The sequence below is a fragment of the Providencia sp. PROV223 genome, assembly GCF_028479245.1.
Lineage (GTDB): Bacteria > Pseudomonadota > Gammaproteobacteria > Enterobacterales > Enterobacteriaceae > Providencia > Providencia rettgeri.
The window spans coordinates 21,298-45,121 of sequence record NZ_JAMPNG010000004.1 but is presented as its reverse complement, the minus strand read 5'-3'; the positions used below and the strand labels follow the sequence as shown (position 1 = coordinate 45,121).

The 23,824-nt window shown below is 41.6% G+C and carries 25 protein-coding genes; 19 read left to right on the top strand and 6 right to left on the bottom strand.

The window, feature by feature from the left end:
* Nucleotides 1-4: 4 nt before the first annotated feature.
* Genes PR767_RS06500 through PR767_RS06490 form a run of 3 tightly spaced genes read right to left on the bottom strand, consistent with a single transcriptional unit; the run spans nucleotide 5 to nucleotide 3,264 of the window.
* Complete coding sequence (locus PR767_RS06500; protein ID WP_004908958.1) at nucleotides 5-736, bottom strand: DsbA family protein; 732 nt, start codon at nucleotides 734-736, stop codon at nucleotides 5-7.
* On the bottom strand, nucleotides 733-2,805 hold the full coding sequence (locus PR767_RS06495) for a protein-disulfide reductase DsbD family protein (RefSeq protein ID WP_004908950.1): 2,073 nt from the start codon (nucleotides 2,803-2,805) through the stop codon (nucleotides 733-735). The genes PR767_RS06500 and PR767_RS06495 overlap by 4 nt, the downstream gene beginning before the upstream one ends.
* A gap of 48 nt (nucleotides 2,806-2,853) precedes the next feature.
* Nucleotides 2,854-3,264 (bottom strand): hypothetical protein, encoded by a 411-nt coding sequence (locus PR767_RS06490; protein ID WP_042851762.1) that lies wholly within the window; start codon nucleotides 3,262-3,264, stop codon nucleotides 2,854-2,856.
* Nucleotides 3,265-3,846: 582 nt separating this feature from the next.
* On the opposite strand from PR767_RS06490, the gene PR767_RS06485 reads away from it, so the two are divergent.
* The 8 genes from PR767_RS06485 to nadD all read left to right on the top strand — a co-directional run bounded on the left by PR767_RS06485 (nucleotide 3,847) and on the right by nadD (nucleotide 12,192).
* Nucleotides 3,847-4,740 (top strand): amino acid ABC transporter substrate-binding protein, encoded by an 894-nt coding sequence (locus tag PR767_RS06485; RefSeq protein WP_272520029.1) that lies wholly within the window; start codon nucleotides 3,847-3,849, stop codon nucleotides 4,738-4,740.
* A gap of 115 nt (nucleotides 4,741-4,855) precedes the next feature.
* Nucleotides 4,856-5,596 carry an amino acid ABC transporter permease gene (locus PR767_RS06480; protein ID WP_109913204.1) on the top strand — a complete coding sequence of 247 codons (741 nt, stop codon included), beginning with the start codon at nucleotides 4,856-4,858 and terminating at the stop codon, nucleotides 5,594-5,596.
* 4 nt (nucleotides 5,597-5,600) lie between these two features.
* The gene (gltK, locus tag PR767_RS06475; protein ID WP_109913215.1) at nucleotides 5,601-6,278 is read left to right on the top strand and encodes a glutamate/aspartate ABC transporter permease GltK; all 678 of its coding nucleotides are present in this window, start codon (nucleotides 5,601-5,603) and stop codon (nucleotides 6,276-6,278) included.
* Nucleotides 6,275-7,000 carry an amino acid ABC transporter ATP-binding protein gene (locus tag PR767_RS06470; protein ID WP_004257041.1) on the top strand — a complete coding sequence of 242 codons (726 nt, stop codon included), beginning with the start codon at nucleotides 6,275-6,277 and terminating at the stop codon, nucleotides 6,998-7,000. The genes gltK and PR767_RS06470 overlap by 4 nt, the downstream gene beginning before the upstream one ends.
* 350 nt (nucleotides 7,001-7,350) lie before the next feature.
* Complete coding sequence (gene leuS, locus PR767_RS06465; protein ID WP_109913205.1) at nucleotides 7,351-9,933, top strand: leucine--tRNA ligase; 2,583 nt, start codon at nucleotides 7,351-7,353, stop codon at nucleotides 9,931-9,933.
* 30 nt (nucleotides 9,934-9,963) lie between these two features.
* Nucleotides 9,964-10,503 carry an LPS assembly lipoprotein LptE gene (gene lptE / locus PR767_RS06460; RefSeq protein WP_004908937.1) on the top strand — a complete coding sequence of 180 codons (540 nt, stop codon included), beginning with the start codon at nucleotides 9,964-9,966 and terminating at the stop codon, nucleotides 10,501-10,503.
* Complete coding sequence (holA, locus tag PR767_RS06455) at nucleotides 10,503-11,534, top strand: DNA polymerase III subunit delta (RefSeq protein WP_210782422.1); 1,032 nt, start codon at nucleotides 10,503-10,505, stop codon at nucleotides 11,532-11,534. Before lptE ends, holA begins: the two co-directional genes overlap by 1 nt.
* Nucleotides 11,527-12,192, top strand: coding sequence for a nicotinate-nucleotide adenylyltransferase (gene nadD, locus PR767_RS06450; RefSeq protein ID WP_272520028.1), 666 nt, complete (start codon nucleotides 11,527-11,529; stop codon nucleotides 12,190-12,192). Before holA ends, nadD begins: the two co-directional genes overlap by 8 nt.
* On the opposite strand, the gene PR767_RS06445 is transcribed toward nadD, so the two are convergent.
* On the bottom strand, nucleotides 12,180-12,824 hold the full coding sequence (locus PR767_RS06445) for a DUF1722 domain-containing protein (protein ID WP_231136567.1): 645 nt from the start codon (nucleotides 12,822-12,824) through the stop codon (nucleotides 12,180-12,182). The genes nadD and PR767_RS06445 overlap by 13 nt on opposite strands.
* A gap of 344 nt (nucleotides 12,825-13,168) precedes the next feature.
* Between PR767_RS06445 and rsfS the strand changes: the two genes are divergently transcribed.
* From rsfS to lipA, 9 genes are all read left to right on the top strand, one after another.
* On the top strand, nucleotides 13,169-13,495 hold the full coding sequence (gene rsfS / locus PR767_RS06440) for a ribosome silencing factor (RefSeq protein WP_080641496.1): 327 nt from the start codon (nucleotides 13,169-13,171) through the stop codon (nucleotides 13,493-13,495).
* A 2-nt stretch (nucleotides 13,496-13,497) separates the two neighbouring features.
* A complete protein-coding gene (gene rlmH / locus PR767_RS06435) occupies nucleotides 13,498-13,968 on the top strand; it encodes a 23S rRNA (pseudouridine(1915)-N(3))-methyltransferase RlmH (RefSeq protein WP_004908925.1) in 471 nt (156 codons plus the stop codon).
* Nucleotides 13,969-14,000: 32 nt separating this feature from the next.
* On the top strand, nucleotides 14,001-15,890 hold the full coding sequence (gene mrdA / locus PR767_RS06430; RefSeq protein WP_004908921.1) for a peptidoglycan DD-transpeptidase MrdA: 1,890 nt from the start codon (nucleotides 14,001-14,003) through the stop codon (nucleotides 15,888-15,890).
* Nucleotides 15,891-15,927: 37 nt separating this feature from the next.
* Nucleotides 15,928-17,040 carry a peptidoglycan glycosyltransferase MrdB gene (gene mrdB, locus PR767_RS06425; RefSeq protein ID WP_109913209.1) on the top strand — a complete coding sequence of 371 codons (1,113 nt, stop codon included), beginning with the start codon at nucleotides 15,928-15,930 and terminating at the stop codon, nucleotides 17,038-17,040.
* 13 nt (nucleotides 17,041-17,053) lie between these two features.
* Nucleotides 17,054-18,022: an endolytic peptidoglycan transglycosylase RlpA gene (gene rlpA, locus PR767_RS06420; protein ID WP_272520027.1), complete on the top strand. Its 969-nt coding sequence runs from the start codon at nucleotides 17,054-17,056 to the stop codon at nucleotides 18,020-18,022.
* A 172-nt stretch (nucleotides 18,023-18,194) separates the two neighbouring features.
* On the top strand, nucleotides 18,195-19,406 hold the full coding sequence (gene dacA / locus PR767_RS06415) for a D-alanyl-D-alanine carboxypeptidase DacA (protein ID WP_109913210.1): 1,212 nt from the start codon (nucleotides 18,195-18,197) through the stop codon (nucleotides 19,404-19,406).
* A 151-nt stretch (nucleotides 19,407-19,557) separates the two neighbouring features.
* A complete protein-coding gene (gene ybeD / locus PR767_RS06410) occupies nucleotides 19,558-19,821 on the top strand; it encodes a DUF493 family protein YbeD (RefSeq protein ID WP_004908910.1) in 264 nt (87 codons plus the stop codon).
* Between the two features lie 391 nt (nucleotides 19,822-20,212).
* Nucleotides 20,213-20,776 carry a lipoyl(octanoyl) transferase LipB gene (lipB, locus tag PR767_RS06405; protein ID WP_231136593.1) on the top strand — a complete coding sequence of 188 codons (564 nt, stop codon included), beginning with the start codon at nucleotides 20,213-20,215 and terminating at the stop codon, nucleotides 20,774-20,776.
* 123 nt (nucleotides 20,777-20,899) lie between these two features.
* Nucleotides 20,900-21,865 carry a lipoyl synthase gene (lipA, locus tag PR767_RS06400; protein WP_004908904.1) on the top strand — a complete coding sequence of 322 codons (966 nt, stop codon included), beginning with the start codon at nucleotides 20,900-20,902 and terminating at the stop codon, nucleotides 21,863-21,865.
* 133 nt (nucleotides 21,866-21,998) lie between these two features.
* Here lipA and cspE read toward each other — a convergent pair whose 3' ends face one another.
* Together cspE and PR767_RS06390 are read right to left on the bottom strand one after the other, a co-directional pair.
* Nucleotides 21,999-22,208, bottom strand: a complete 210-nt coding sequence (gene cspE, locus PR767_RS06395; protein ID WP_004257099.1) for a transcription antiterminator/RNA stability regulator CspE — start codon at nucleotides 22,206-22,208, stop codon at nucleotides 21,999-22,001.
* Nucleotides 22,209-22,424: 216 nt separating this feature from the next.
* Nucleotides 22,425-22,883: a methylated-DNA--[protein]-cysteine S-methyltransferase gene (locus PR767_RS06390; RefSeq protein WP_004908893.1), complete on the bottom strand. Its 459-nt coding sequence runs from the start codon at nucleotides 22,881-22,883 to the stop codon at nucleotides 22,425-22,427.
* Between the two features lie 288 nt (nucleotides 22,884-23,171).
* On the opposite strand from PR767_RS06390, the gene nrdH reads away from it, so the two are divergent.
* Together nrdH and nrdI are read left to right on the top strand one after the other, a co-directional pair.
* Nucleotides 23,172-23,399, top strand: a complete 228-nt coding sequence (gene nrdH, locus PR767_RS06385) for a glutaredoxin-like protein NrdH (RefSeq protein WP_210840372.1) — start codon at nucleotides 23,172-23,174, stop codon at nucleotides 23,397-23,399.
* 8 nt (nucleotides 23,400-23,407) lie between these two features.
* Nucleotides 23,408-23,821: a class Ib ribonucleoside-diphosphate reductase assembly flavoprotein NrdI gene (gene nrdI, locus PR767_RS06380; RefSeq protein ID WP_115167758.1), complete on the top strand. Its 414-nt coding sequence runs from the start codon at nucleotides 23,408-23,410 to the stop codon at nucleotides 23,819-23,821.
* The last annotated feature ends 3 nt before the right edge of the window (nucleotides 23,822-23,824 follow it).

The window sequence follows — 23,824 nt, the reverse complement described above, 5'->3', positions numbered from 1 at the left end:
AGGATTATTTGAGCTTAGCCAACTGCTCCTTCACTACCGCCTCAAACTGCTGTGCATCAATAGCACCTGGGATCAACTCATCACCTACCAATGTTGCTGGCGTACCATTCACACCCAATTTCTCTGCCAACATCATATTGGTGCGAATGCCATCACGGCTCTTATCACTGGCTTTCAGTTTATCGTTTCCTGTCGCTTTAAGCGCATCTTTGATATTGGCATCTGATAGCATGCCTTGTTTTTGCATAAATTTGTGGTGTAGAGCTTCAAATGCTTTCGGATCTTCTTGCCACAGCGTCATGGTTAACTGAGCTGAATCCATTGAAGTCTGGCCTTTAAATGGTAAGTATTTAATTACCACAGCCACATCATCAGGGTATTTTTTCACAAGATCCATCAGTTGTGGGTCGAAACGCTTACAGAATGGGCAGTTAAAATCAGTAAAATTAACCAAAACTAACTTGGCATCTTTTTTACCGATACGCGGGCTGGTTGGGTCATTAAACAAAGCATCGTGCTCCGCTTTTAACGTTTCTTTCATTTGGGCTTGTTGTCTTTCCCCTTGTTTAGCTTGCAGGGCAACAATCGCTTCTTCCAAAATTTCTGGGTTTTCAATCAAAGTATCACGCACTAATTTACGCACTTGCGCTTCTTGGTCTGCACTTAAAGGTGCCGCTTGTGCTACTGACCCCATCATTAGCGACGAAAATAAAACGGCTAAGATTGTTTTTTTCATTTTGTGGCTCCTTTGGCCTGATTCATAACGGATATTAGCGATTCACGGTCAAGTATTGTTGACAGTACTTCGCCTTCGGCCAAGTTAGGGCCATAAATTTGATTAAATGGAACAGCGACCTGCCCACGTTTTTGTAAAAATGCCGTAATTTCAGGTGAAGGTTTGGTCCAATCACCTCGTAAAGTAACAACATCAGGTTCACTAAGTAGCTGTTGGATATCATCTCTCAGTAGTACATTGTATTTATTTGCCTTACAAGTCACACACCATTCAGCAGTAACATCAATAAAGACGCGCTTGTTATCCGCCAGCGCAGCCGTAATCGCTTGCTCAGTCAAAGGTTGCCAATTTACGGTATCTTTAACGAGAGAACGGCTGCCGGAATGCTGTTCTTGCGTCATCCAAACAAACCCACCAGCAAAAGCGGCAAATAATATGAATGGCAAGATAGCTGCCCTTACACCTCGTTTTATCGCGATAAAAACAACTAATAATACTAAGAAAATGACAGCAATCGCCGTCGAAGTAGGCACACCAAAATGTGGTATTAATAAGCTAATTAACCATAAGCTAGATACCAGCATCATTAACCCTAGTATGGCGCGTAATTTCAGCATCCACATACCTGGTTTTGGTAGTAAGCGAGAGATAGCCGGAAAAGCAGCGATCAGTAACCACGGTAAACTCATACCGATACCTAATGCGGTGAAGATCAACCACAACTCTTCCATCGGCGCTGCCAGTGCAAATGCTACGGCTGTGCCCAAAAATGGTGCAGAGCAAGGTGTTGCCAGTAATGTCGCGAATACCCCTTGCCAAAAATGACCGCTGCTACCATGCCCCCCAGCTGTTGCCAAGCGTGTATTGGCCTTGCTACCTAAGTTGATTTCAAATAAGCCAAATAAATTTGCAGTAAATAGCGCTGTTACCAATACCATAAAACCGATAAACCATGGGTTTTGGAACTGAATACCCCAACCAACAGCTTGTTGACCGACTCGTAATAACGTCATCAATAGCGCCAGTAACCAAAAGGAAACTAAAATACCAAGAGATGACAATAAAAACTGACGGCGAATGGTATTTTGCTCACCATGAGGCACCATCAATACAGAGCCAAGTTTCATCGCTAACACAGGCAGAACGCATGGCATCAGATTAAGGATCAAGCCCCCCAAAAGTGCAAATAGCATCACCTGCCATAACGAAGCACCACTCACTTTTGATGCTATCGTGCCAGTAAATGTACTCACTTGATGACTAATTTGCTGCGAAATTTCGCCATCTGCAACCACAAAAGAAACTGTTTTACCGGTTAAATCGGGAGACTCGCCCCCCCAATCATCACCAACATCTATTGTTGCTGTTAAATGATTGCCTGTTGTCTCTATTACAGGCACGCCTAATGCTGCACCTTCAACCACATCAGTAAAAATGTTAGGTTGTTCCCACGAATTTCCTGAACTTTTTTGTAATTCAATGATTAGCTTATCATTGGTAAAGCCAACTTTGGTTTGCTCTACTAAGCCACTAGATGGTGGAACCGCCCCTTTGGCTTGGTTAAATGCCCAAGTAAAGTCAGCAGGAGCTGGCTCTGTTAAATCGAGTTCAAACGGGTAATCGGTTAAAATACACACATTACTGCAGGTTGATAACGTGAGTGTTCCAGCAAGTTTATCGAGCTTTTCATTACTTGTGACTGTAATGGGGAAAACAATATCTCCCATATAGCCTTGAGTTGAAACACCCGCGACATCAAAGCGACCAGGTGTTGGCCATTGCCAATCTGTTGATTCAACAGGTGACGACCATACAATTTCAGGTGCGACTCCGCCTTCGCCAGGCGAACGCCAATAGGTTTTCCACCCGTCATCAAGTTTTACATCGAGCAAAATGTCGATTTTGCCATTTTCCTGTGCCGAACTTAATAACCTGACCTGCGCATGCCGTGGAGTGTTGTCATTCATCCACCCCGTATTCGCAGGTTGCAACCACCCCGTATCTGCAGCGTATAAACTGCTCGAAAATAGTGCAAAAAATATAAAAAATGAATTAATTAAAAAACGCATTGTTTCCTCCAGAATAAATTACACAAACGAGTCCCTATCCGTTGTGTGCTAATTCCGAAGATTACAAAATTGTAAGTGTCGTCTGACTCTTGGAGGGGCATGCTTCTCTTCATTATTTGCTCTAGATATAAATAGATTAGTACAAAATAAAGTTAGCGCAGCCAAAGAAAGAAACATGAAGAAGAATGGTTCAAGAACAGCAGGTAGCAAAGTCATTAATGACTTAGCACTCAGTTCACAGCTGGAAAGATGTGTACCGCTGCTATCACTTTGTTTTACCTGTGATTGATCGATATAAGAAACGTGAGTACCCGTGTTAATTTGTGCTTGCGCTAATACATCTGGCACAAAAAAATTGGCGAGCAAACGCTCTCCGACGGCACGTTGATTCATACAAACCAATACCATCAGACAGGCGAATATCACTAATCCTTTACCTAATTTTAAATGCCTGTTCATGCGCATCTTGGTATAACTTCCTGAAATAACACTAATTATGCGACTTTGACAACCATAACGATAAAAACCTATCTTTGACTAATACCGTTACCCGATCTATAAGTTAAATAGAGGTTACATCTTACACAGCAAAACATTCCGTACAAGTGCCATCAGCTAACTTTACAAATATCACCCTCTTTTTCAGTAAACAAAAATGCAGTTCTACCAAAACTAGGCACGCAAATTGCTTTATCTAATATATGGCATGAAACGAAGATAACTTGCACCTTAACAGTGCATGATTATCAGTTTAAGACAATTTTAGATGGTAAATCACCATGTTAGTGCGGTAATTCAAAAATTACCCAAATAATATGCGAGACAGCTCCCGAAATTGAAACAATTCGTTTTCATTAATTAACAAATTTAATTACTTTTTAACAACAATAAAACATATAGCGGATAATCGCGGAATTGTCTAAATCTGCGAAATATTTGCAAACACAACACTACGAAACCACAGTAATTCAGGCGTTATCTCGCGATAGCACCTTAAAAATTACAACGGGTTTACACCGATGTTCTAAAGGAGTTGTAACTATGCGTATAAGTAAACTTGTATTATCGATGATGATTTTAGGTGCAACCTGCGCAGTCCAAGCAGAGGAGTTAAACGGCACTCTGAAAAAAATCAAAGACAACGGTGTAATAGTTGTTGGTCATCGTGAATCTTCCGTACCTTTCTCTTACTATGATAATAGCCAGAAAGTGGTTGGTTACTCACAGGATTATTCAAATGCCATTGTTGATGCAGTGAAGAAAAAATTAAACATGCCTGATCTGCAAGTCAAACTCATTCCAATCACATCACAAAACCGTATTCCACTCCTGCAAAATGGCACATTTGATTTTGAATGTAGTTCAACAACCAATAATGTAGAAAGACAAAAACAAGCCGCTTTCTCTAACACAATCTTTGTGGTTGGGACGCGCTTACTCACTAAAGGTGACTCTGGTGTGAAAGACTTTGCTGACTTAGCCGGTAAAAATGTCGTCGTGACCTCAGGTACAACTTCTGAAATTCTGTTGAATCAGTTAAATGATGAAAAAAATATGAAAATGCGCATTATCAGCGCGAAAGACCATGGTGATTCGTTCCGTACCTTAGAATCAGGTCGTGCTGTTGCCTTTATGATGGACGATGCGTTGTTAGCAGGTGAGCGTGCAAAAGCGAAGAAACCGGATATCTGGGAAATCGTTGGCAAGCCGCAAACCGAAGAAGCTTATGGCTGTATGTTGCGTAAAGATGACCCTCAATTTAAAGCGCTTATCGATGAAACCATTGCAAATGCACAAACATCAGGTGTCGCTGAAAAATCCTTTGATCGTTGGTTCAACCAACCTATTCCTCCGAAAAATCTGAACCTGAAATTTACGTTATCCGATGAAATGAAAGCCTTATTTAAAGCACCAAATGATAAAGCATTAAACTAATAAAAAGACAAACAGGGTATTACTGAAGTAAGAATTGCAAGGCGGTCGTTCCCCGCCTTGCATCCTCTTTTACGACAGTATTCGGGAATTTCATTGCCCACAGGAAGTCAATATTATGTCAATTAATTGGAATTGGGGGATTTTCCTTCAGGAAGCCCCGTTTGGGAATACCACCTACTTAGGGTGGTTAATATCTGGCCTCGAAGTCACCGTAACACTTTCTATTTGCGCCTGGATCATCGCATTTCTAGTTGGTTCATTTTTCGGTATTTTACGTACCGTACCTAACCGCTTTTTAGCTTTTTTAGGTACCGCTTACGTAGAGTTATTCCGTAACGTACCGCTTATCGTACAATTTTTTACTTGGTATTTAGTTATTCCAGAACTTCTCCCTCGTTCAATCGGGGATTGGTTTAAAATGGAATTAGATCCTAACTACCAATTCTTTATTTCCTCAATGCTTTGCCTTGGGTTATTTACCGCAGCACGAATGACTGAGCAAGTACGCGCAGCCATTCAGTCACTGCCTAGAGGGCAAAAAAGTGCCGCACTCGCAATGGGCCTCACTTTGCCACAAACCTATCGCTACGTTCTATTACCCAATGCCTATCGGGTCATTTTGCCACCAATGACCTCAGAAATGTTGAACTTGGTTAAAAACTCAGCCATTGCGTCAACCATTGGCTTAGTCGATATGGCAGCACAAGCAGGAAAGCTATTGGACTATTCTGCTCACGCATGGGAATCCTTTACCGCAATTACATTAGCTTATGTCGGTATTAACGTCATTATCATGATTCTGATGACGTTACTAGAGCGCAAAGTTCGCTTACCAGGCACCATTGGAGGGCGATAAAATGATGTATGAATTTGATTGGAGCTCAATTGCTCCGAGTATGCCCTTTTTAATCGATGGCTTCATTGTCACTGCGAAAATTACACTGACCGCGATAGTGGTGGGAATTTTGTGGGGAACGGTTTTGGCCGTGATGCGGTTATCCACATTCAAGCCAATCAGCTGGTTTGCAGCCCTGTATGTGAATACATTCCGTTCTATTCCGTTGGTTATGGTTTTGCTGTGGTTCTACTTAATCGTTCCTAGCTTATTACAAAATGTTCTAGGCTTATCACCAAAAAATGATATTCGTTTAATTTCTGCAATGATAGCCTTCTCTCTTTTTGAAGCCGCTTATTATTCTGAAATTATTCGTGCGGGTATTCAAAGTATTTCACGAGGACAAGCTTCTGCGGCGTTAGCTTTGGGAATGACAAATATGCAAACCATGCGGCTCGTGGTATTACCGCAAGCCTTTAAAGCCATGGTGCCGCTGTTGTTAACTCAAGGAATTGTTCTGTTTCAGGACTCATCCCTCGTGTATGTACTCAGTTTGACAGACTTTTTCCGTACTGCCACCAATATTGGTGAGCGTGATGGGACACAAGTAGAGATGGTACTGTTTGCGGGTCTGGTGTACTTTATTATCAGTTTTGGCGCTTCTATGTTAGTGAATTATCTTAAGAAAAGGACTGTTTCATGATAACCCTGAAAAATGTATCCAAATGGTATGGCCAGTTTCAGGTGCTTACAGACTGCACAACTGAAGTTAAAAAAGGTGAAGTTGTGGTTGTGTGCGGGCCATCAGGTTCTGGTAAATCCACATTAATAAAAACAGTGAATGGTTTAGAACCAATTCAACAGGGTGAGATTTTTGTGAATGATATTCAAGTTAATAACAAAAAAACTGACCTTGCAAAACTTCGCTCTAAAGTTGGGATGGTATTCCAACACTTCGAGCTATTTCCTCATTTGTCGATTATTGAAAATCTGACATTGGCGCAAGTTAAAGTATTAAACCGCGATAAAAAAGAAGCTGAAGCAAAAGGTTTGAAATTATTGGAACGCGTGGGTTTATCCAGTCATGCCAATAAATTCCCAGCTCAGCTTTCAGGGGGACAACAACAACGTGTCGCTATTGCTCGAGCGCTGTGTATGGATCCTATCGCCATGTTGTTCGATGAACCAACATCGGCCCTTGACCCTGAAATGATCAATGAAGTACTCGATGTTATGGTTGAGCTCGCCAATGAAGGAATGACCATGATGGTGGTGACCCATGAAATGGGCTTCGCCAAAAAAGTGGCTAATCGCGTTATTTTTATGGATGAAGGCAAGATTGTCGAAGACAGTAAAAAAGAAGACTTTTTCGCTAACCCACAATCTGATCGTGCAAAAGATTTCCTCGCAAAAATTCTCCATTAATCTTTCTCAGGGAGCCATTAGGCTCCCTAGCCTTAACACACATTCATGCGGGACAATATTGTTGCACTATGAGTATTGCCTAAGCGAATAAATCAACAACAACTTGCTGAATTTGAAATAGTTCACGAAACCACTACCATTTCACTGGCTTTTTAGTTAAGTTGTTTGGTTATCAGCGTAAAATATCCTGATCCGTTCCCCGAAAAACAATATCCAGCTTCCCCCTATTAGGTTCAGCTAATCAACTATTGTTGTTTTCGGTGTAGATCCGCTATGCTATGCGGATCTCAATTAAGAAAGACATTCACGCTACAGATGTAGCCTTTATTCACCATAGGATTATCGGTGCCATGCAAGAACAATATCGTCCAGAAGATATAGAGCCTAAAGTACAGCGTCACTGGGATGAAAAAGCAACTTTCAAAGTGACAGAAGACAACAGCAAAGAAAAATACTATTGCCTGTCCATGCTACCTTACCCTTCTGGTCGACTACACATGGGCCACGTACGTAACTACACCATGGGTGACGTTATCTCTCGTTACCAACGTTTGTTGGGGAAAAACGTTCTCCAACCAATTGGTTGGGATGCGTTTGGTCTACCTGCTGAAGGTGCTGCGGTTAAAAATAATACTGCTCCTGCGCCATGGACTTACGCCAATATCGATTACATGAAAAACCAGCTAAAAATGCTCGGTTTCGGTTACGATTGGGATCGCGAAGTCACCACTTGTACTCCTGAATATTACCGTTGGGAACAATGGTTCTTTACTAAACTGTATGAAAAAGGTTTAGTGTACAAAAAAACCTCTGCGGTTAACTGGTGCCCTCACGACTTAACTGTTTTGGCGAATGAACAAGTGGTTGATGGCTGCTGCTGGCGTTGTGACACCCCTGTTGAGCGCAAAGAAATCCCACAGTGGTTTATTAAAATTACCGACTACGCAGAAGAGCTGCTCAACGACCTCGACAAATTAGATGACTGGCCAGAGCAAGTCAAAACCATGCAGCGCAACTGGATCGGCCGTTCCGAAGGGACTGAGATCACATTCAATGTTGCAGACCGTGATGAAACCTTAACAGTCTATACCACTCGCCCTGATACCTTTATGGGGGCAACTTATGTGGCTGTTGCAGCGGGTCACCCTCTGGCTAAAGAAGCCGCGACAAATAACCCTGAATTAGCCCAATTTATTGATGAATGCCGTAACACCAAAACTGCGGAAGCGGATATGGCGACCATGGATAAAAAAGGCATGGCAACCGGCTTATTCGTTATTCATCCATTAACCCAAGAAAAACTGCCAATTTGGGTCGCTAACTTTGTTTTAATGGAATACGGTACTGGCGCAGTTATGGCCGTTCCTGCTCACGACCAACGTGACTGGGAATTCGCCCACAAATACAACTTACCCATCAAAGCGGTTATTGCCGATGCTGATGGCAACGAGCCTGATTTATCCCAAGAAGCGATGACTGAGAAAAATGCACTGATTAACTCAGGTGAATTCAGTGGATTAGACCACCAAGCGGGTTTCAATGCTATTTCAGATAAACTCGTTGCTCTGGGTGCTGGTCAACGCAAGGTAAACTACCGCTTACGTGACTGGGGTGTTTCACGTCAACGCTACTGGGGTGCTCCAATCCCAATGGCAACATTGGAAGATGGCACTGTGGTTCCGGTTCCTGAAGATCAGTTACCTGTCATTTTGCCAGAAGATGTCGTAATGAACGGTATTACAAGCCCGATTAAAGCAGATCCTGAATGGGCTAAAATGACCATTAATGGTCAACCTGCATTACGTGAAACCGATACCTTCGATACCTTCATGGAATCTTCTTGGTACTATGCTCGTTATACCTGCCCGCAATATGACGACGGCATGTTAGACCCTGAGGCAGCAAACTACTGGTTACCGGTTGACCAATATATTGGTGGTATCGAACACGCCATCATGCACTTAATGTATTTCCGCTTCTTCCATAAGTTGATGCGTGATGCAGGGTTAGTCAACTCCGATGAACCAGCAAAACGCTTACTGTGCCAAGGCATGGTGCTGGCTGATGCATTCTACTACACAGGTAGCGATGGCCAACGTGTTTGGGTTTCCCCAGCCGATGCCATTGTTGAACGTGACGACAAAAACCGTATAACTAAAGCGGTAGACAATGAAGGTCATGAACTGGTGTATACCGGCATGAGCAAAATGTCTAAGTCGAAAAACAACGGTATTGACCCTCAATTAATGGTCGAAAAATACGGTGCGGATACTGTTCGTCTGTTTATGATGTTTGCTGCTCCACCAGAGTTAACCCTTGAGTGGCAAGAATCCAGCGTTGAAGGGGCTAACCGCTTCGTGCGTCGCGTTTGGCGTTTAGTGCATGAGCATTCACAAAAAGGTGCAACTTCACCTTTAGATATCAGCACATTAACACCAGAACAAAAAGACTTACGTCGTGACCTGCACAAAACAATCGCGAAAGTCTCCGATGATTTCAGTCGTCGTTATGCATTTAACACTGCGATTGCCGCTATCATGGAATTCTTGAACAAATTAGTTCGTGCACCACAGGAAACTGAGCAAGACCGTGCATTAGTACAAGAGTCTCTCGAAGCAATCACACTGATGCTATCTCCAATCATTCCACATGCTTGCTTTGAAATGTGGAAAGCGCTCGGTCACCAAACAGACATCGATTTCGCACAATGGCCAGTTGCTGATGAAACAGCCATGATTGACGATACCAAACTGGTTGTCGTTCAAGTTAATGGCAAGGTTCGTGGTCGCATTACCGTTCCGGCTGATGCAAACCAAGAATTTGTCCTAGATATGGCAAAAAATGAACCGAGCGTAGCGAAATACCTTGAAGGTGTTAGCATCCGCAAAGTAATCTATGTCCCAGGCAAATTGCTTAACCTTGTTGTAGGTTAATATTAGGTTATTGGCTGATAAGGAGGCCAGGTGCGTTATCTGATAACTTTATTTTTGAGCTTAGCGGTACTAGTCACCGCAGGTTGCGGTTTTCGTCTTCAAGGAACAACTCAAATTCCTGAGGAACTGAGAACATTGCAGCTAAGTTCAAGTGACCCATATGGCTACCTTACAAGGGCGCTTAGGGAGCAACTGCGGCTCAATAACGTGACCATTCTCGAAACGGGAAGAGCCGGTGTCCCCATTTTGAAAGTTTTGAGCTCTAATGAAAACACTGAAACTGTGTCCGTTTATCAAGATGGTAAAGCGGCAGAGAAACAATTAACACTGGTAATGAATGTGCAAGTGTTGATGCCTGATGGAGCTATCTATCCTTTACAAAGCCGTGTTGAACGCACTTTCTTCGACAACCCTTTAGAAGCGCTTGCGAAAGATGCTGAAAAAGAAATTGTAAGACAAGAAATGCAAGAACAAGCTGCACGTAATATTGTACGTAAATTATTGCTTGTTCATTCAGCAGAACTTGAGAAGGCAAAAAACCAAGCGGCTGATGCGAATACTCAACCATAATGACGCGTATCTACCCTGAACAGCTGGCCTCTTCGTTACAAGAGTCTCTAAGAGGCCGCTATTTAATATGGGGCAATGAGCCCCTTCTTCTTCAAGAAAGCCAAGATGCCATCCGCAAAGCGGCACAAGAACAAGGCTTTGAGGAACATTTTTCGTTTTCTCTTGAGCAAAATACTGACTGGGATGAAATTTTTAGTCTCTGTCAAGCTTTAAGCCTGTTTGCTAGCCGCCAAACACTCACTCTGCTGTTGCCTGAAAATGGCCCTAACGCTGCCATGGCAGAAAAGTTGAATCAACTGGCGCAGCTACTCCATTCAGACCTACTTCTTGTGTTACGCGGCCATAAACTCACGAAAGCACAAGAAAACAGTGCTTGGTTTAAAGCGATTAGCCAAGACGCCATTTATATCAGTTGCCTGACCCCTGAATATCAACGGTTACCACAATGGGTTTCTAAACGCGCCTACAGTATGCGGCTTTCTTTAGAAACCGAAGCTAACCAACTACTTTGCTATTGTTATGAAGGGAATTTACTTGGCTTAGCGCAAGCACTTGAACGGCTATCCCTTCTTTATCCTGATGGTAAACTCACCTACCCTCGTGTCGAAAGTGCCGTGAATGATTCTGCGCATTTTACGCCCTATCATTGGGTTGATGCCCTATTGGCTGGTAAATCGCGCCGTTCTTGGCATATTTTAGAGCAACTGCAACAAGAGGATGTTGAGCCCGTTATATTATTGCGCTCAATCCAACGCGATCTGATGCTGCTAATTACATTGAAACGCCAATCTGTAACAATCCCATTAAAAACATTGTTTGATCAGCACAAAGTTTGGCAAAACCGCCGAGGTGTACTCACTGAAGCCTTACAACGCTTAACACTGCATCAATTGCAATCCGCATTAATGTTATTAACGCAAGCAGAAATCAATATAAAACAAGATTTTAGCCATTCTCCATGGCCTGACCTGCAATCACTGTCTATGCTATTATGCGGCAAAGCATTTGCAGAGAATTTTATTCATGAGTAATTCATTTTCAAAACAGCATAACTTACTAGCGTTATTCGGTGGAACATTCGACCCCATTCACTTTGGACATTTACGCCCTGTGCAAGCCCTTACTCAGCAAGTTGGGCTCGAAAAAGTGATCTTGCTACCAAACCACGTTCCCCCCCATCGCCCACAACCAGAAGCAACTCCATCACAACGTTTAGAAATGGTGAAGTTAGCAATACAGGATAACCCTTTATTTGCTATCGATACGCGTGAATTAGCGAAAAATAGCCCTTCTTATACGATAGAAACTCTCGCTGAACTACGTCAAGAAATTGGGCCAGAAAAGCCCCTTGCGTTTATTATTGGTCAAGATTCTTTATTGTCGATTAATAAATGGTACGGTTGGGATCGAATTTTAGATAACTGTCATCTATTAGTCTGTTCGCGTCCGGGGTATGCCACTCAATTTTCCGACCCTATAATGCAAAACTGGCTGTTAGAACATCAAACAACAGACCCGATTGCTTTAAATCAAACGGCCAATGGGTACATTTTTATTGGGGATACCCCATTGGTAAATATCTCTGCAACAGAGATCCGCGAAAAATTAAGCTCGGGCGACTCTTGTCACGAATTAATTCCAGATGCGGTTTTGCAATATATTCATCAACAGCACCTTTACCAACAATAAGGGAGCTCTCTTATTGAACAACTATTAGGATATGGCTCAAAAATAACTTGCTCCATTAAATAGCTGTCTGGGTATTGAACAAGCAATTGCTTCATCATCTCTAATGGCCTGTTTAGTGGTAAATTACCCGCTAAATAGTCATTAATCAGCCATAATAAGCGTTTTTTCTCATCTTTCGTGGCTTTATGTTTGAAATAGCCTTGCATATGGCTCAACGCATTAACTTCAATGTTTTTTGCTGGCACTGCCGCCAATATTTCCATTAAACAGGCTTTATATTGATTAAAAAAACACACAAGATCGGTACTACTTTTAATACTCGCCACTAAACGCCCTGTATACTGATAGCCAATAGGTGAATACGCCATGATGAGATATTTATGGCAACTATGAAATTGAATCATGTTGTGATGTGTTAAATCGTTATATAAACCATCTAATCTTTCTATCGTATACAATTTCGTTAAAAAGCAGTCCCACAACGCTATATCTTGTAGCTTATCATCCGTTAATATCGGAATATTCGCAGGGAATAATCCTTGTAATTTAACAAGTTGCTGTCTAGAGCAAATAATACCATTAACTTTATTTTGCATCCGCTCATAGGTGAGGTTCGTTACAAATTCAACCATAGAATTCACCTGTGGATGAATATTAGCGGATAGATGATTAATTCCTTCAAATATAAAAACTTTTGGTTTAATTATTTGCACAATACATGTCTCATTCTAAAATATTTGTCAGGAGTACAGTTTTTAGCGTTATTTTGTAAAGTTAGCACAAACTTCTTGCTCAAATGTACGGATATCCCTATAAATTTCACTCCACGATGAATAAAAAATAATTTAGCCGATTTTTCTTAAAATCTAGGGTAAAATAGCAGGGCTGTTAATATGTTTACTTTGTTATCAGCGATTATTTTATCTACAAACTACAAACAGTGTTTAACGTGATATTCTGTTTATTTGAATAAAAGGTGAACCTTTTGCAAGGAACTGAACTCCAACAATTTATTATCGATCAGCTTGATGATGCTAAAGCAGAAGATATCATTACTATCGATGTTCAAGGGAAATCAAGTATTACCGATCAGATGATCATCTGTACAGGGACATCAAGTCGCCATTTGATGTCAGTCGCTGACAGGTTAATCGAAGCTTGCCGTAAAAATGGTTTAATGCCATTAGGTGTTGAAGGGCAAGGTATTTCTGATTGGATAGTCGTCGACCTTGGCGATGCCATTGTTCATATTATGCAAGATGAGAGTCGTCGTATGTATGAATTAGAAAAGCTCTGGAGCTGAGTTTGAAATTACAGCTCATCGCCGTTGGAACAAAAATGCCGGACTGGGTCCAGACCGGCTTTATGGATTACCTCCACCGTTTTCCTAAAGATATGCCATTTGAATTAACGGAAATCCCTGCAGGAAAACGCGGGAAAAATGCAGATATAAAACGCATTCTAGAAAAAGAAGGCGAATTAATGCTCGCAGCTGTAGGTAAAGGAAATCGCATCGTCACCTTGGATATTCCAGGCGATCGTTGGGACACCCCAAAACTTGCCGTACAACTCGATAAATGGAAACAAGATGGCCGTAATGTCAGCTTATTAATCGGTGGTCCCGAAGGCCTTGCACCTGCTTGTAAAGCGGCGGCAGAGCAAAGTTGGTCACTATCACCACTAACGCTCCCCCATCCACTGGTTCGTGTTCTTGTTGCCGAAAGTCTTTATCGCGCATGGAGTATTACGACTAACCACCCTTATCACAGGGAATAGTCAGGTTTAAATATGTTCAAAATGGCAATGGGATGAAAACACAACGCACCCCTTTTCGCGACCATACCGCTGAATCAGTTTTATTTATCCGCCGAGCGCTTATCGCCTTCGGTGTGATTGTCATTTTAACGTCTATTCTTGTGACCAATTTGTATCACTTACAAATTGTCCGCCACGAAGATTACCAAACACGGTCAAATGATAACCGAATCAAATTGGTGCCTATTGCACCAAGCCGTGGGATTATTTATGACCGCAGAGGGACTCAACTCGCCCTTAATAGCACGTTTTACCAGCTAGAAATCGTGCCGGAAAAAGTCAGTAATCTGCAAGAAACCTTAGATAACCTTCGTAATGTAGTAGATTTAACTGACGAAGACATTACTAATTTTGAAAAAGAGCGTAAGCGCTCACGTCGGTTTACCTCTATTGCATTGAAAACCCAGCTCAACGAAGTTCAAGTTGCTCGTTTTGCCGTTAATCAGTACCGTTTTCCCGGTTTAGAAGTCAAAAGTTACCAACGACGCTCTTACCCATATGGTTCAGCATTAACCCATGTGATTGGTTATGTGGCAAAAATCAATGACAAAGATGTTGAACGTCTTGATAAAGAAGGTTTATTACCTAATTATGCTGCTAGTCATGATATCGGTAAATTAGGTATTGAGCGTTATTATGAAGATGTCTTACACGGTAAAACCGGCTATGAAGAAGTGGAAGTGAATAGCCGCGGTCGCGTTATTCGACAATTGCATGAGCAACCACCGCAAGCAGGTCGAGATATCTACCTCACTATTGACCTTGAATTACAAATTTATATCGAAAAACTGTTAACCACCAGCCGTGCAGCCGTAGTGGTCACTGACCCACGTAATGGCGAAATTTTGGCTCTGGTATCTAATCCAAGTTATGACTCTAACTTGTTTGTAAACGGCATCTCAAATAAAGATTATCAAGCGTTATTAAATAATCCTGACAGACCGCTGATTAACCGAACAACTCAAGGGTTATATCCCCCTGCATCGACAGTAAAACCCTTTATTTCTGTTGCGGCATTAAGTGAAAAGGTCATCACACCGAATACGACCATTTTTGACCCTGGTTGGTGGCAATTGCCGGGCTCCGAAAAACGTTACCGTGACTGGAAGCGCTGGGGGCACGGCAAGCTGAATGTTTCAAAGTCAATCATTGAATCAGCGGATACTTTCTTCTATCAAGTGGCTTATGATATGGGGATTGATCGTATTTCTGAGTGGATGGGGCGTTTTGGTTTTGGTGATTATACCGGAATTGACCTTGCAGAAGAACGTTCTGGTATCATGCCGACCCGTGAATGGAAACAAAAACGCTATAAAAAGCCTTGGTATCAAGGCGATACCATTCCAGTTGGGATTGGGCAAGGCTATTGGACAGCAACACCAATTCAAATGTCAAAAGCATTAATGACATTAATCAATGATGGCCAAGTTAAAACCCCACATTTGCTTTACGGCACAAAATTGGGTAATGCCATGGTGCCTTATGAAGACAAAGAAACCAAACAAATTGGCGATATCAATTCCGGTTTTTGGGAGCTAGCGAAGCATGGAATGTACGGTGTCGCTAATGCACCGAATGGTACTGGACGCCGTAGTTTCATTGGTACCCCTTATAAAGCGGCAGCAAAATCAGGTACTGCGCAGGTCTTCAGCTATGAAACCTATAATGCCAGTAAACTTGCTGAGCACCTACGCGACCACAAATTGATGATTGCTTATGCTCCGTATGATAAACCCACGATTGCCGTTGCAATTATTCTGGAAAACGGGGGCGCGGGCCCAGCAGTCGGTGACATTGTGCGGCAAATATTTGACCACGTTCTTCTTGGTGATAACCGTACTGAAGTCGCGGTGTCAGCAACTAATGCAGGAGAAGACCGCTGATGCATAATCCTAATAATAACAATGAGCTATAAAGAATATGACAGACGATAAGAAAAAAATTTCGTTATCCACACGTCTGCATATAGATGTGCCTATGCTGCTAATTATTATCGCGTTGCTTGCATACAGCGCATTTATTATGTGGAGTGCTAGCGGCCAAGATCCTGAAATGATGGAGCGTAAATTAGGGCAGATAGCGACAGGCTTCGTCGTTATGATAGTAATGGCGCAGATCCCCCCTAGAATGTATGAAAATTGGGCGCCTCACCTGTTTATCTTCTGCGTTATTTTACTGATTTTTGTTGATGTTTTTGGGCAGATAAGTAAAGGGGCACAGCGCTGGTTAGACTTGGGTTTTATTCGGTTCCAACCCTCTGAAATTGCAAAAATTGCCGTCCCTTTAATGGTCGCTCGTTTCATGAACCGAGACCTATGCCCTCCTTCATTCAAAAATACATTAATTGCACTCGTATTGATTTTTGTACCAACATTATTAGTGGCTGCACAGCCTGACCTTGGTACCTCGATTTTAGTTGCAGCTTCAGGCCTATTCGTTTTGTTCCTTGCCGGAATGAGTTGGCGGCTTATTGCTGTTGCCGCCATTGCGCTCGCCGCCTTTATTCCACTACTGTGGTTCTTTTTAATGCATGGTTATCAAAGAGCCCGTGTCATGATGTTATTAGACCCAGAAACTGATCCACTAGGCGCTGGTTACCATATTATCCAATCAAAAATTGCGATTGGTTCTGGTGGATTAATGGGTAAAGGTTGGCTACATGGCACACAATCACAACTTGAATTTTTACCGGAAAGACATACCGACTTTATTTTTGCCGTGTTAGCAGAAGAACTTGGCTTAGTCGGTGTGCTTATTTTACTTGGTTTATACCTTTTATTGATTATTCGTGGGCTTTATATTGCTGCTAGCGCACAAAATACTTTTGGTCGGGTTATGGTTGGTGGTTTGATCTTAATCCTTTTTGTCTATGTATTTGTGAATATCGGTATGGTCAGTGGTATATTACCAGTGGTTGGTGTTCCCCTCCCTTTAGTGAGCTACGGGGGCTCCGCTTTGATTGTTTTAATGGCTGGATTCGGTATTATCATGTCGATACATACACACCGAAAATTCCTTTCCAAAAGTTTATAAAATGAGGCTTAGTATGCGTTTACAATGGATAATGCTTGGCGTCACCGCCGCGCTACTTAGTGGCTGTGTGACAGACGAAGTTAAACAACCAGCCCAAGTGCCAACCAATGTACCCACTCAAGATGTATTAGGTGCAGAGCCTCATTATGAGCCGTATCATCCAACTGCCAATAATGATTACTCACGTAATGGTCAACAGTACCAAATCGTACGCGACCCGTCACAATTTAGCCAAGTGGGTTATGCGTCTATTTATGGTGCGGAGTCTGCAGGAAATATGACTGCGATTGGTGAACGTGTTAATCCAGTGGAATTAACTGCAGCTCACCCAACGTTACCGATCCCTAGCTATGTCCGCATCACCAACATGATGAATGGCCGGATGATGGTCGTGCGTGTTAATGATCGTGGGCCTTATACGCCAGGAAAAAGTATTGCGGTGTCACGTGCAACCGCTGACCGCCTGAATTTAATGCCAACGACAAAAATTAAAATTGATGCCATTCAAGTCGCTCAAGACGGCACCTTGTCAGGAACTGGAACCGTTGGCTCTAATTTTGTGAAACAAAGCTATGCATTGCCGGGGCGCCCGCAATTAGGTTCTGGCCCAATGGGTACCCCTGTGATGGAGAACTTGCCAACGCCAGAAAATACATTGCCCGTTCAGCAACCAAAAGAGCCGATGCAGCCTACGATGCCTGACATGAGCTTACAAACACCACCACCACCACCAACAACAACGGAAGAAGTGGTTCCTGAGCGTGGTTTTCTCGTTCAAGCAGGCGCCATTAGTAGCCAAACCAATGCACAAAATATGCTGAATGAATTGAAAACACAGTTTAATGTTCCTGGGCGGTTACAACCCTATAATGGCATTTACCGAGTACAGTTAGGACCATTTAGTACAAGGCAACAAGCCGTTGAGGTTCAAGGCCGTTTACAGTCTGAAAAAAATCAATCGTCAATGGTCGTTGCGCCTTAGTACAACGTAGCTTTAGGTTGCTCCATTACATTTGATGCAACCTAAAGTTAGGCAATGTTAAACTGACAAAAAAATCATTGGTACAGTGCAAAAGTGGCTTTTTTCTTATCCCATTCTTTTGCTAAACTGCGCCTCCTTGTGTTAACCGAATTTCGGATGTAATGGTAAAACCATGAATAATGTCGCTCCATCACGCATCGTGCGTCATACTGTGCTGGGCTCCGCACTCCTTCTTATGACTGCTAATATTGCGAATGCTAATGAAACCTTCCCGAATACATCAATTCCTGCAGCACCTGCTATTGATGCAGAAGCTTATATCTTAATTGATTATAATTCAGGGAAAGTTCTCGCTGAAAGTAATGCCGACCAACGCCGCGATCCTGCGAGTTTGACAAAAATGATGACCAGTTATGTTATTGGTCAAGCAATTAAGTCAGGTAAAATTGGTGAAAATGATATCGTCACGGTCGGAAATGATGCGTGGGCTACCGGTAACCCGGTGTTTAAAGGCTCATCATTGATGTTCTTAAAACCTGGCGACCGCGTTAGCGTATCTCAATTAACTCGTGGTATTAACTTGCAATCAGGTAACGACGCTTGTGTTGCTATGGCCGACTACATTGCGGGTGACCAAGCCAACTTTGTTCAATTAATGAATGGCTATGTAAACAAATTAGGGCTAAAAAATACCCATTTCCAAACCGTTCATGGTTTAGATGCCGAAGGCCAATACAGCTCAGCCCGTGATATGGCACTTATTGGGCAAGCACTCGTACGTGATGTGCCTGATGAGTACGCAATCTATAAAGAAAAAGAATTTACCTTTAACAATATCCGCCAAACAAACCGTAATGGCCTATTGTGGGATAAGAGCCTTGCTGTTGATGGCATCAAAACAGGCCATACTAATGCCGCTGGCTATAACCTTGTCGCCTCCGCAACCGATGGTGATATGCGCCTGATCTCCGTTGTTATGGGAGGTAAAAGCAGCAAAGGCCGTGATGCCGAAAGTAAAAAGTTACTCACTTACGGTTTCCGCTTTTATGAAACCGTTAAACCATTACAAGCCAATGTGGATTTTGCCAGTGTGCCAGTCTGGTTTGGTGATGAAAATGAAGTAAAATTAGGTGTCACTGAAGATTTATACCTCACCATCCCACGAGGTCGCTTAAAAGATTTAAAAGCCAGTTATGAGCTATCTACAACTGAGCTAGAAGCCCCATTAACCAAAGGGCAGCAAGTCGGTACTATTAGCTTCCAACTTGATGGTAAAATTATCGAACAGCACCCTTTAGCAGTATTAAAAGATGTTGAAGAAGGTGGCTTTTTCAGTCGGTTAATTGACTATATTAAATTACTCTTCCACCGTTGGTTTGGTTAAGACTTGAAACTAAAATAAGTCATCCCCATATAGTAAATATCGAAATAGAGTAAGTATCGAAATGTTTGTTGGATGAATACATCTCATTGGCTGGTTTAATACCAGCCAATCTTTTTCAGCCAGCAGCCCAATTTAAAAATTAGGAGTGCCCATGAAAACGAAATTAGGTGAACTGCTTGAGTTCCCATGCCCATTAACTTACAAAGTCATGGGTTTGGCACAGCCTGAATTGGTTGATCAAGTGATTGAAGTGATACAACGTCATGCTCCGGGGGATTACTCTCCAGACGTAAAACCGAGCAGCAAGGGGAATTATCACTCCGTTTCTATAACTATCAATGCCACCCATATTGAACAAGTGGAAACTTTGTATAGCGAATTAGGTGCATTAGAATTAGTTAAAGTTGTACTTTAATTTCTGTAAAAATAAACTACATCCCAAAGGTTAACCATAACCGATTAAGGTGTAGTTTTTTATTTATTCTGCACTACAGAGCCTTATAATTATTTTTTCTTGCTGATAGTACAAATAAAATAAGTTTTTCATCAAAATGCCTAATGAGAAATAACTTTTCATATCAATTCCCAAACCTAAAAATATAAACGTCCCCAAATTTTTACCTTTTTCATATTTCACTCAAAAAAATCGCGTTAACATATTCATAACATGACAAAACTAGCACTCCCCCCCTACCAGCGTTATACTAAGTACTCAATTTTTTCAGGTGGATGTTAAAACATTGTCAGAACGAACGATAATTATCCGTCAATTAGGCCTTGCGCCGTACCAGCAAGTATCCGATGCGATGCATCAATTTACTGAAGAGCGCACTGAAAATACGTGTGATGAAGTATGGCTAGTTGAACACCCTCGCGTATTTACTCAAGGTCAAGCAGGGAAAGCAGAGCATGTACTAGCCCCCGGTGATATCCCTGTTATACAAAGTGATAGAGGTGGTCAAGTCACCTATCATGGGCCAGGACAGCAAGTGATGTACGTGATGCTCAACTTAAAGCGCAACAAAATTGGTGTTAGAGAACTCGTCACCGCACTGGAAAATACCGTCGTGAATACCCTTGCCCACTTTAATATAGCAGCGTATCCTCGCCCTGATGCTCCCGGTGTCTATGTGAATGGCGACAAAATTTGTTCTCTTGGATTACGCATAAGGCAAGGCTGCTCTTTTCATGGTCTCGCTTTGAACATTAGTATGGATCTTGAACCCTTTAATCGCATAAACCCTTGTGGTTACAGTGAATTAAAGATGACTCAGGTTAGTGATCTTGCTCCCAATGTGTCATTATCTGATGTTCAACCTGTGCTAATTCGTCAATTCTGTGACACACTGGGATTTCATATTGTTCAATAATAATGCTATAATTTTTTAACATTTTTAAAAAATATTTTAATGAATGGATAACAGCCTTCATTTGGTTTTATTTAGAATTATCACTTATCCATCAGCATAAAAGATAACTGGAACCGTCATATTATGAGTAAACCAATTCAGATAGAACGCGGAATTAAATATCGTGACGCCGACAAAATGGCGCTGATCCCTGTCAAAAACGTTGTGACTGAACGAGAAGAAATTCTACGTAAACCTGACTGGATGAAAATTAGGCTTCCTGCTGACTCCACTCGTATTCAAGGCATTAAAGCAGCCATGCGCAAAAATGGGCTGCATTCTGTTTGTGAAGAAGCTTCATGCCCTAATCTCTCTGAGTGCTTTAACCATGGTACTGCGACCTTTATGATTTTAGGCGCTATCTGTACCCGCCGCTGCCCATTCTGTGATGTTGCTCATGGTCGTCCAAATGCACCGGATGCCAACGAGCCTGAAAAATTAGCGCAAACCATTAAAGATATGGCATTACGCTATGTCGTTATTACGTCAGTTGACCGAGATGATCTACGTGATGGCGGAGCACAGCACTTTGCTGATTGCATTAGCGCTATTCGTGAAAAAAGCCCATCGATTAAAATTGAAACACTAGTTCCTGATTTCCGTGGCCGTATGGATCGCGCATTAGAAATTTTAACCGCGACACCACCTGATGTGTTTAACCATAACCTTGAAAATGTACCACGTGTTTACCGTCAAGTTCGCCCTGGTGCTAATTATGAATGGTCTTTAAAATTGCTCGAAAAATTTAAAGAAGCCCATCCCGATATCCCAACTAAATCAGGGTTAATGGTTGGTCTTGGTGAAACCAATGAAGAAATTATCGAGGTTATGCGCGACTTACGTCGCCATGGCGTAACGATGCTTACACTAGGCCAATACTTACAACCAAGCCGTCATCACTTACCCGTCAAACGCTATGTCAGCCCTGCGGAGTTCGATGAGATGAAAGAAGAAGCCATGGCAATGGGCTTCACTCACGCAGCTTGCGGCCCATTCGTTCGCTCTTCTTACCATGCTGATTTACAAGCTAAAGGTGAGGAAGTTAAATAGCCTCCACTATTTTACGTATAAACAAAAAATGCCTGATTTTCATCAGGCATTTTTTATTGCAATAGATAAAAAAACTCGCCCTAGATAACTAGCGCGAGTTTTCAGCTGTTCGTTTTAATCTTAATTATAAAAATTACAGAGGAATAACGTTAGCAGCAGATGGGCCTTTAGCACCTTCAGTAATTTCAAATTCCACTTTTTGGCCTTCAGCTAAGGTTTTGAAACCATCGCCCATAATCGCAGAAAAGTGAACAAATACATCTTTGCTACCATCTTCTGGAGTGATAAAACCAAAACCTTTAGATTCGTTGAACCACTTAACGTTACCTTTAACTTTAGACATCAAATATTACCTTTAAAATAAAATAGACACACCATCTGTATCAAGCTCAGTACATCAGATTTCTCAGTTACTTGTCTACAACCTAGATCACGAAAATGGACTAAAAAGATAAAAAAATATTATTTATCGATAGAATAGGTTCTGATTTCGACAATAATTCTTATCAATAGCAATTATCACAACCAATAGTATTATCTATAGCTAATTATTTAGTTTTTACTTCTCATGTAAAAGTAGCCAGTCTTTGATATCTAAGCCCCCTGTATACCCCACTAATTTCCCATCATGTCCAAGTACACGATGACAAGGAACAATTAATGAGATTGGATTACGTGAGTTTGCCATGCCGACTGCGCGACAATAATTAGCTGAGCCTAACTTTAAAGCCAAATCTTTATAGCTCCAGCGTTCCCCATAAGGTATCCCACAAAGATGTTTCCAGACTTTTTTCTGAAATTCTGTACCTTGTGGATTTAATGCCACCGTAAAAACGGTTCTTTTGTGATTAAAATATTCCTTTAGTTCTTTCACACAAAGCTTCGAATGCTCATTCTTCGTTTCTTTTTCTGTTTTTTCATCAACAAAATAAAGGCTCGTTATTCCGTTGTCATCAGCCGTAATATGGACCCACGGTTTAGGAAATTTATCCGGTGTCGCTAAATATTGATGGTACATAGTATCTCCTCAAAAGGACTCAATTACCTGATTGTATATACAGTTATAGAGTAAATTATTTCCACTTTGCAATGATCTTTTTTCTTAGAGTGTCTATCTGAATCATCTAATACGATATTTTTTTATTTTCAATGTTAATAACCACCTAGCCAACAATTAGAATGATTATCATTCAATATTTCATATTCACTACATATTGTATGGTTGATAAATTTAAAATCCATATATAGTATTTATGTGTCACATGCCTTATTTTTAATGCGAATAAACATTCAAAAGGTAAATAACATGACTGAGATTACCATTTATAGTAAACCTAACTGCGTTCAGTGTAATGCTACTTATCAAGCCTTAGATCGCAAATCTATTTCCTACCAAATTATTGACCTTACTGAAGATAGCCAAGCCCTTGAACTCGTAAAAAAATTAGGTTATCAACAAGTCCCTGTTGTTATTGCAGGTGACAAACATTGGGCCGGTTTTCGACCTGACATGATTAGCCTATTAGCCGCTTAGGTGATGTCATGGAAACGGAATCACTCATCTATTTTTCAAGTCGCTCAGAAAATTGCCATCGCTTTATTGAAAAGCTCGGTATCCCTGCAACACGGTTACCTATTGGCAACCACGAAAGTAGCCTAATTGCGACAAGACCTTATGTTTTATTACTACCAACCTATGGTGGTGGTGGTACAAAAGGGGCTGTTCCAAAAGAAGTGATTCAATTTCTTAATATTGAAGGCAATCGCGCATTTATCCGTGGTGTTATTGCTGCGGGTAATACCAATTTTGGTGATGCCTATGCGATAGCTGGAAATATCATTGCGCAAAAATGCCATATTCCCTACCTATATCGGTTTGAACTTCTTGGTACTGATAAAGATGTTCAATCCGTTCAACGAGGCCTAAAAACGTTTTGGCAACGTACAAACAACTAGAGT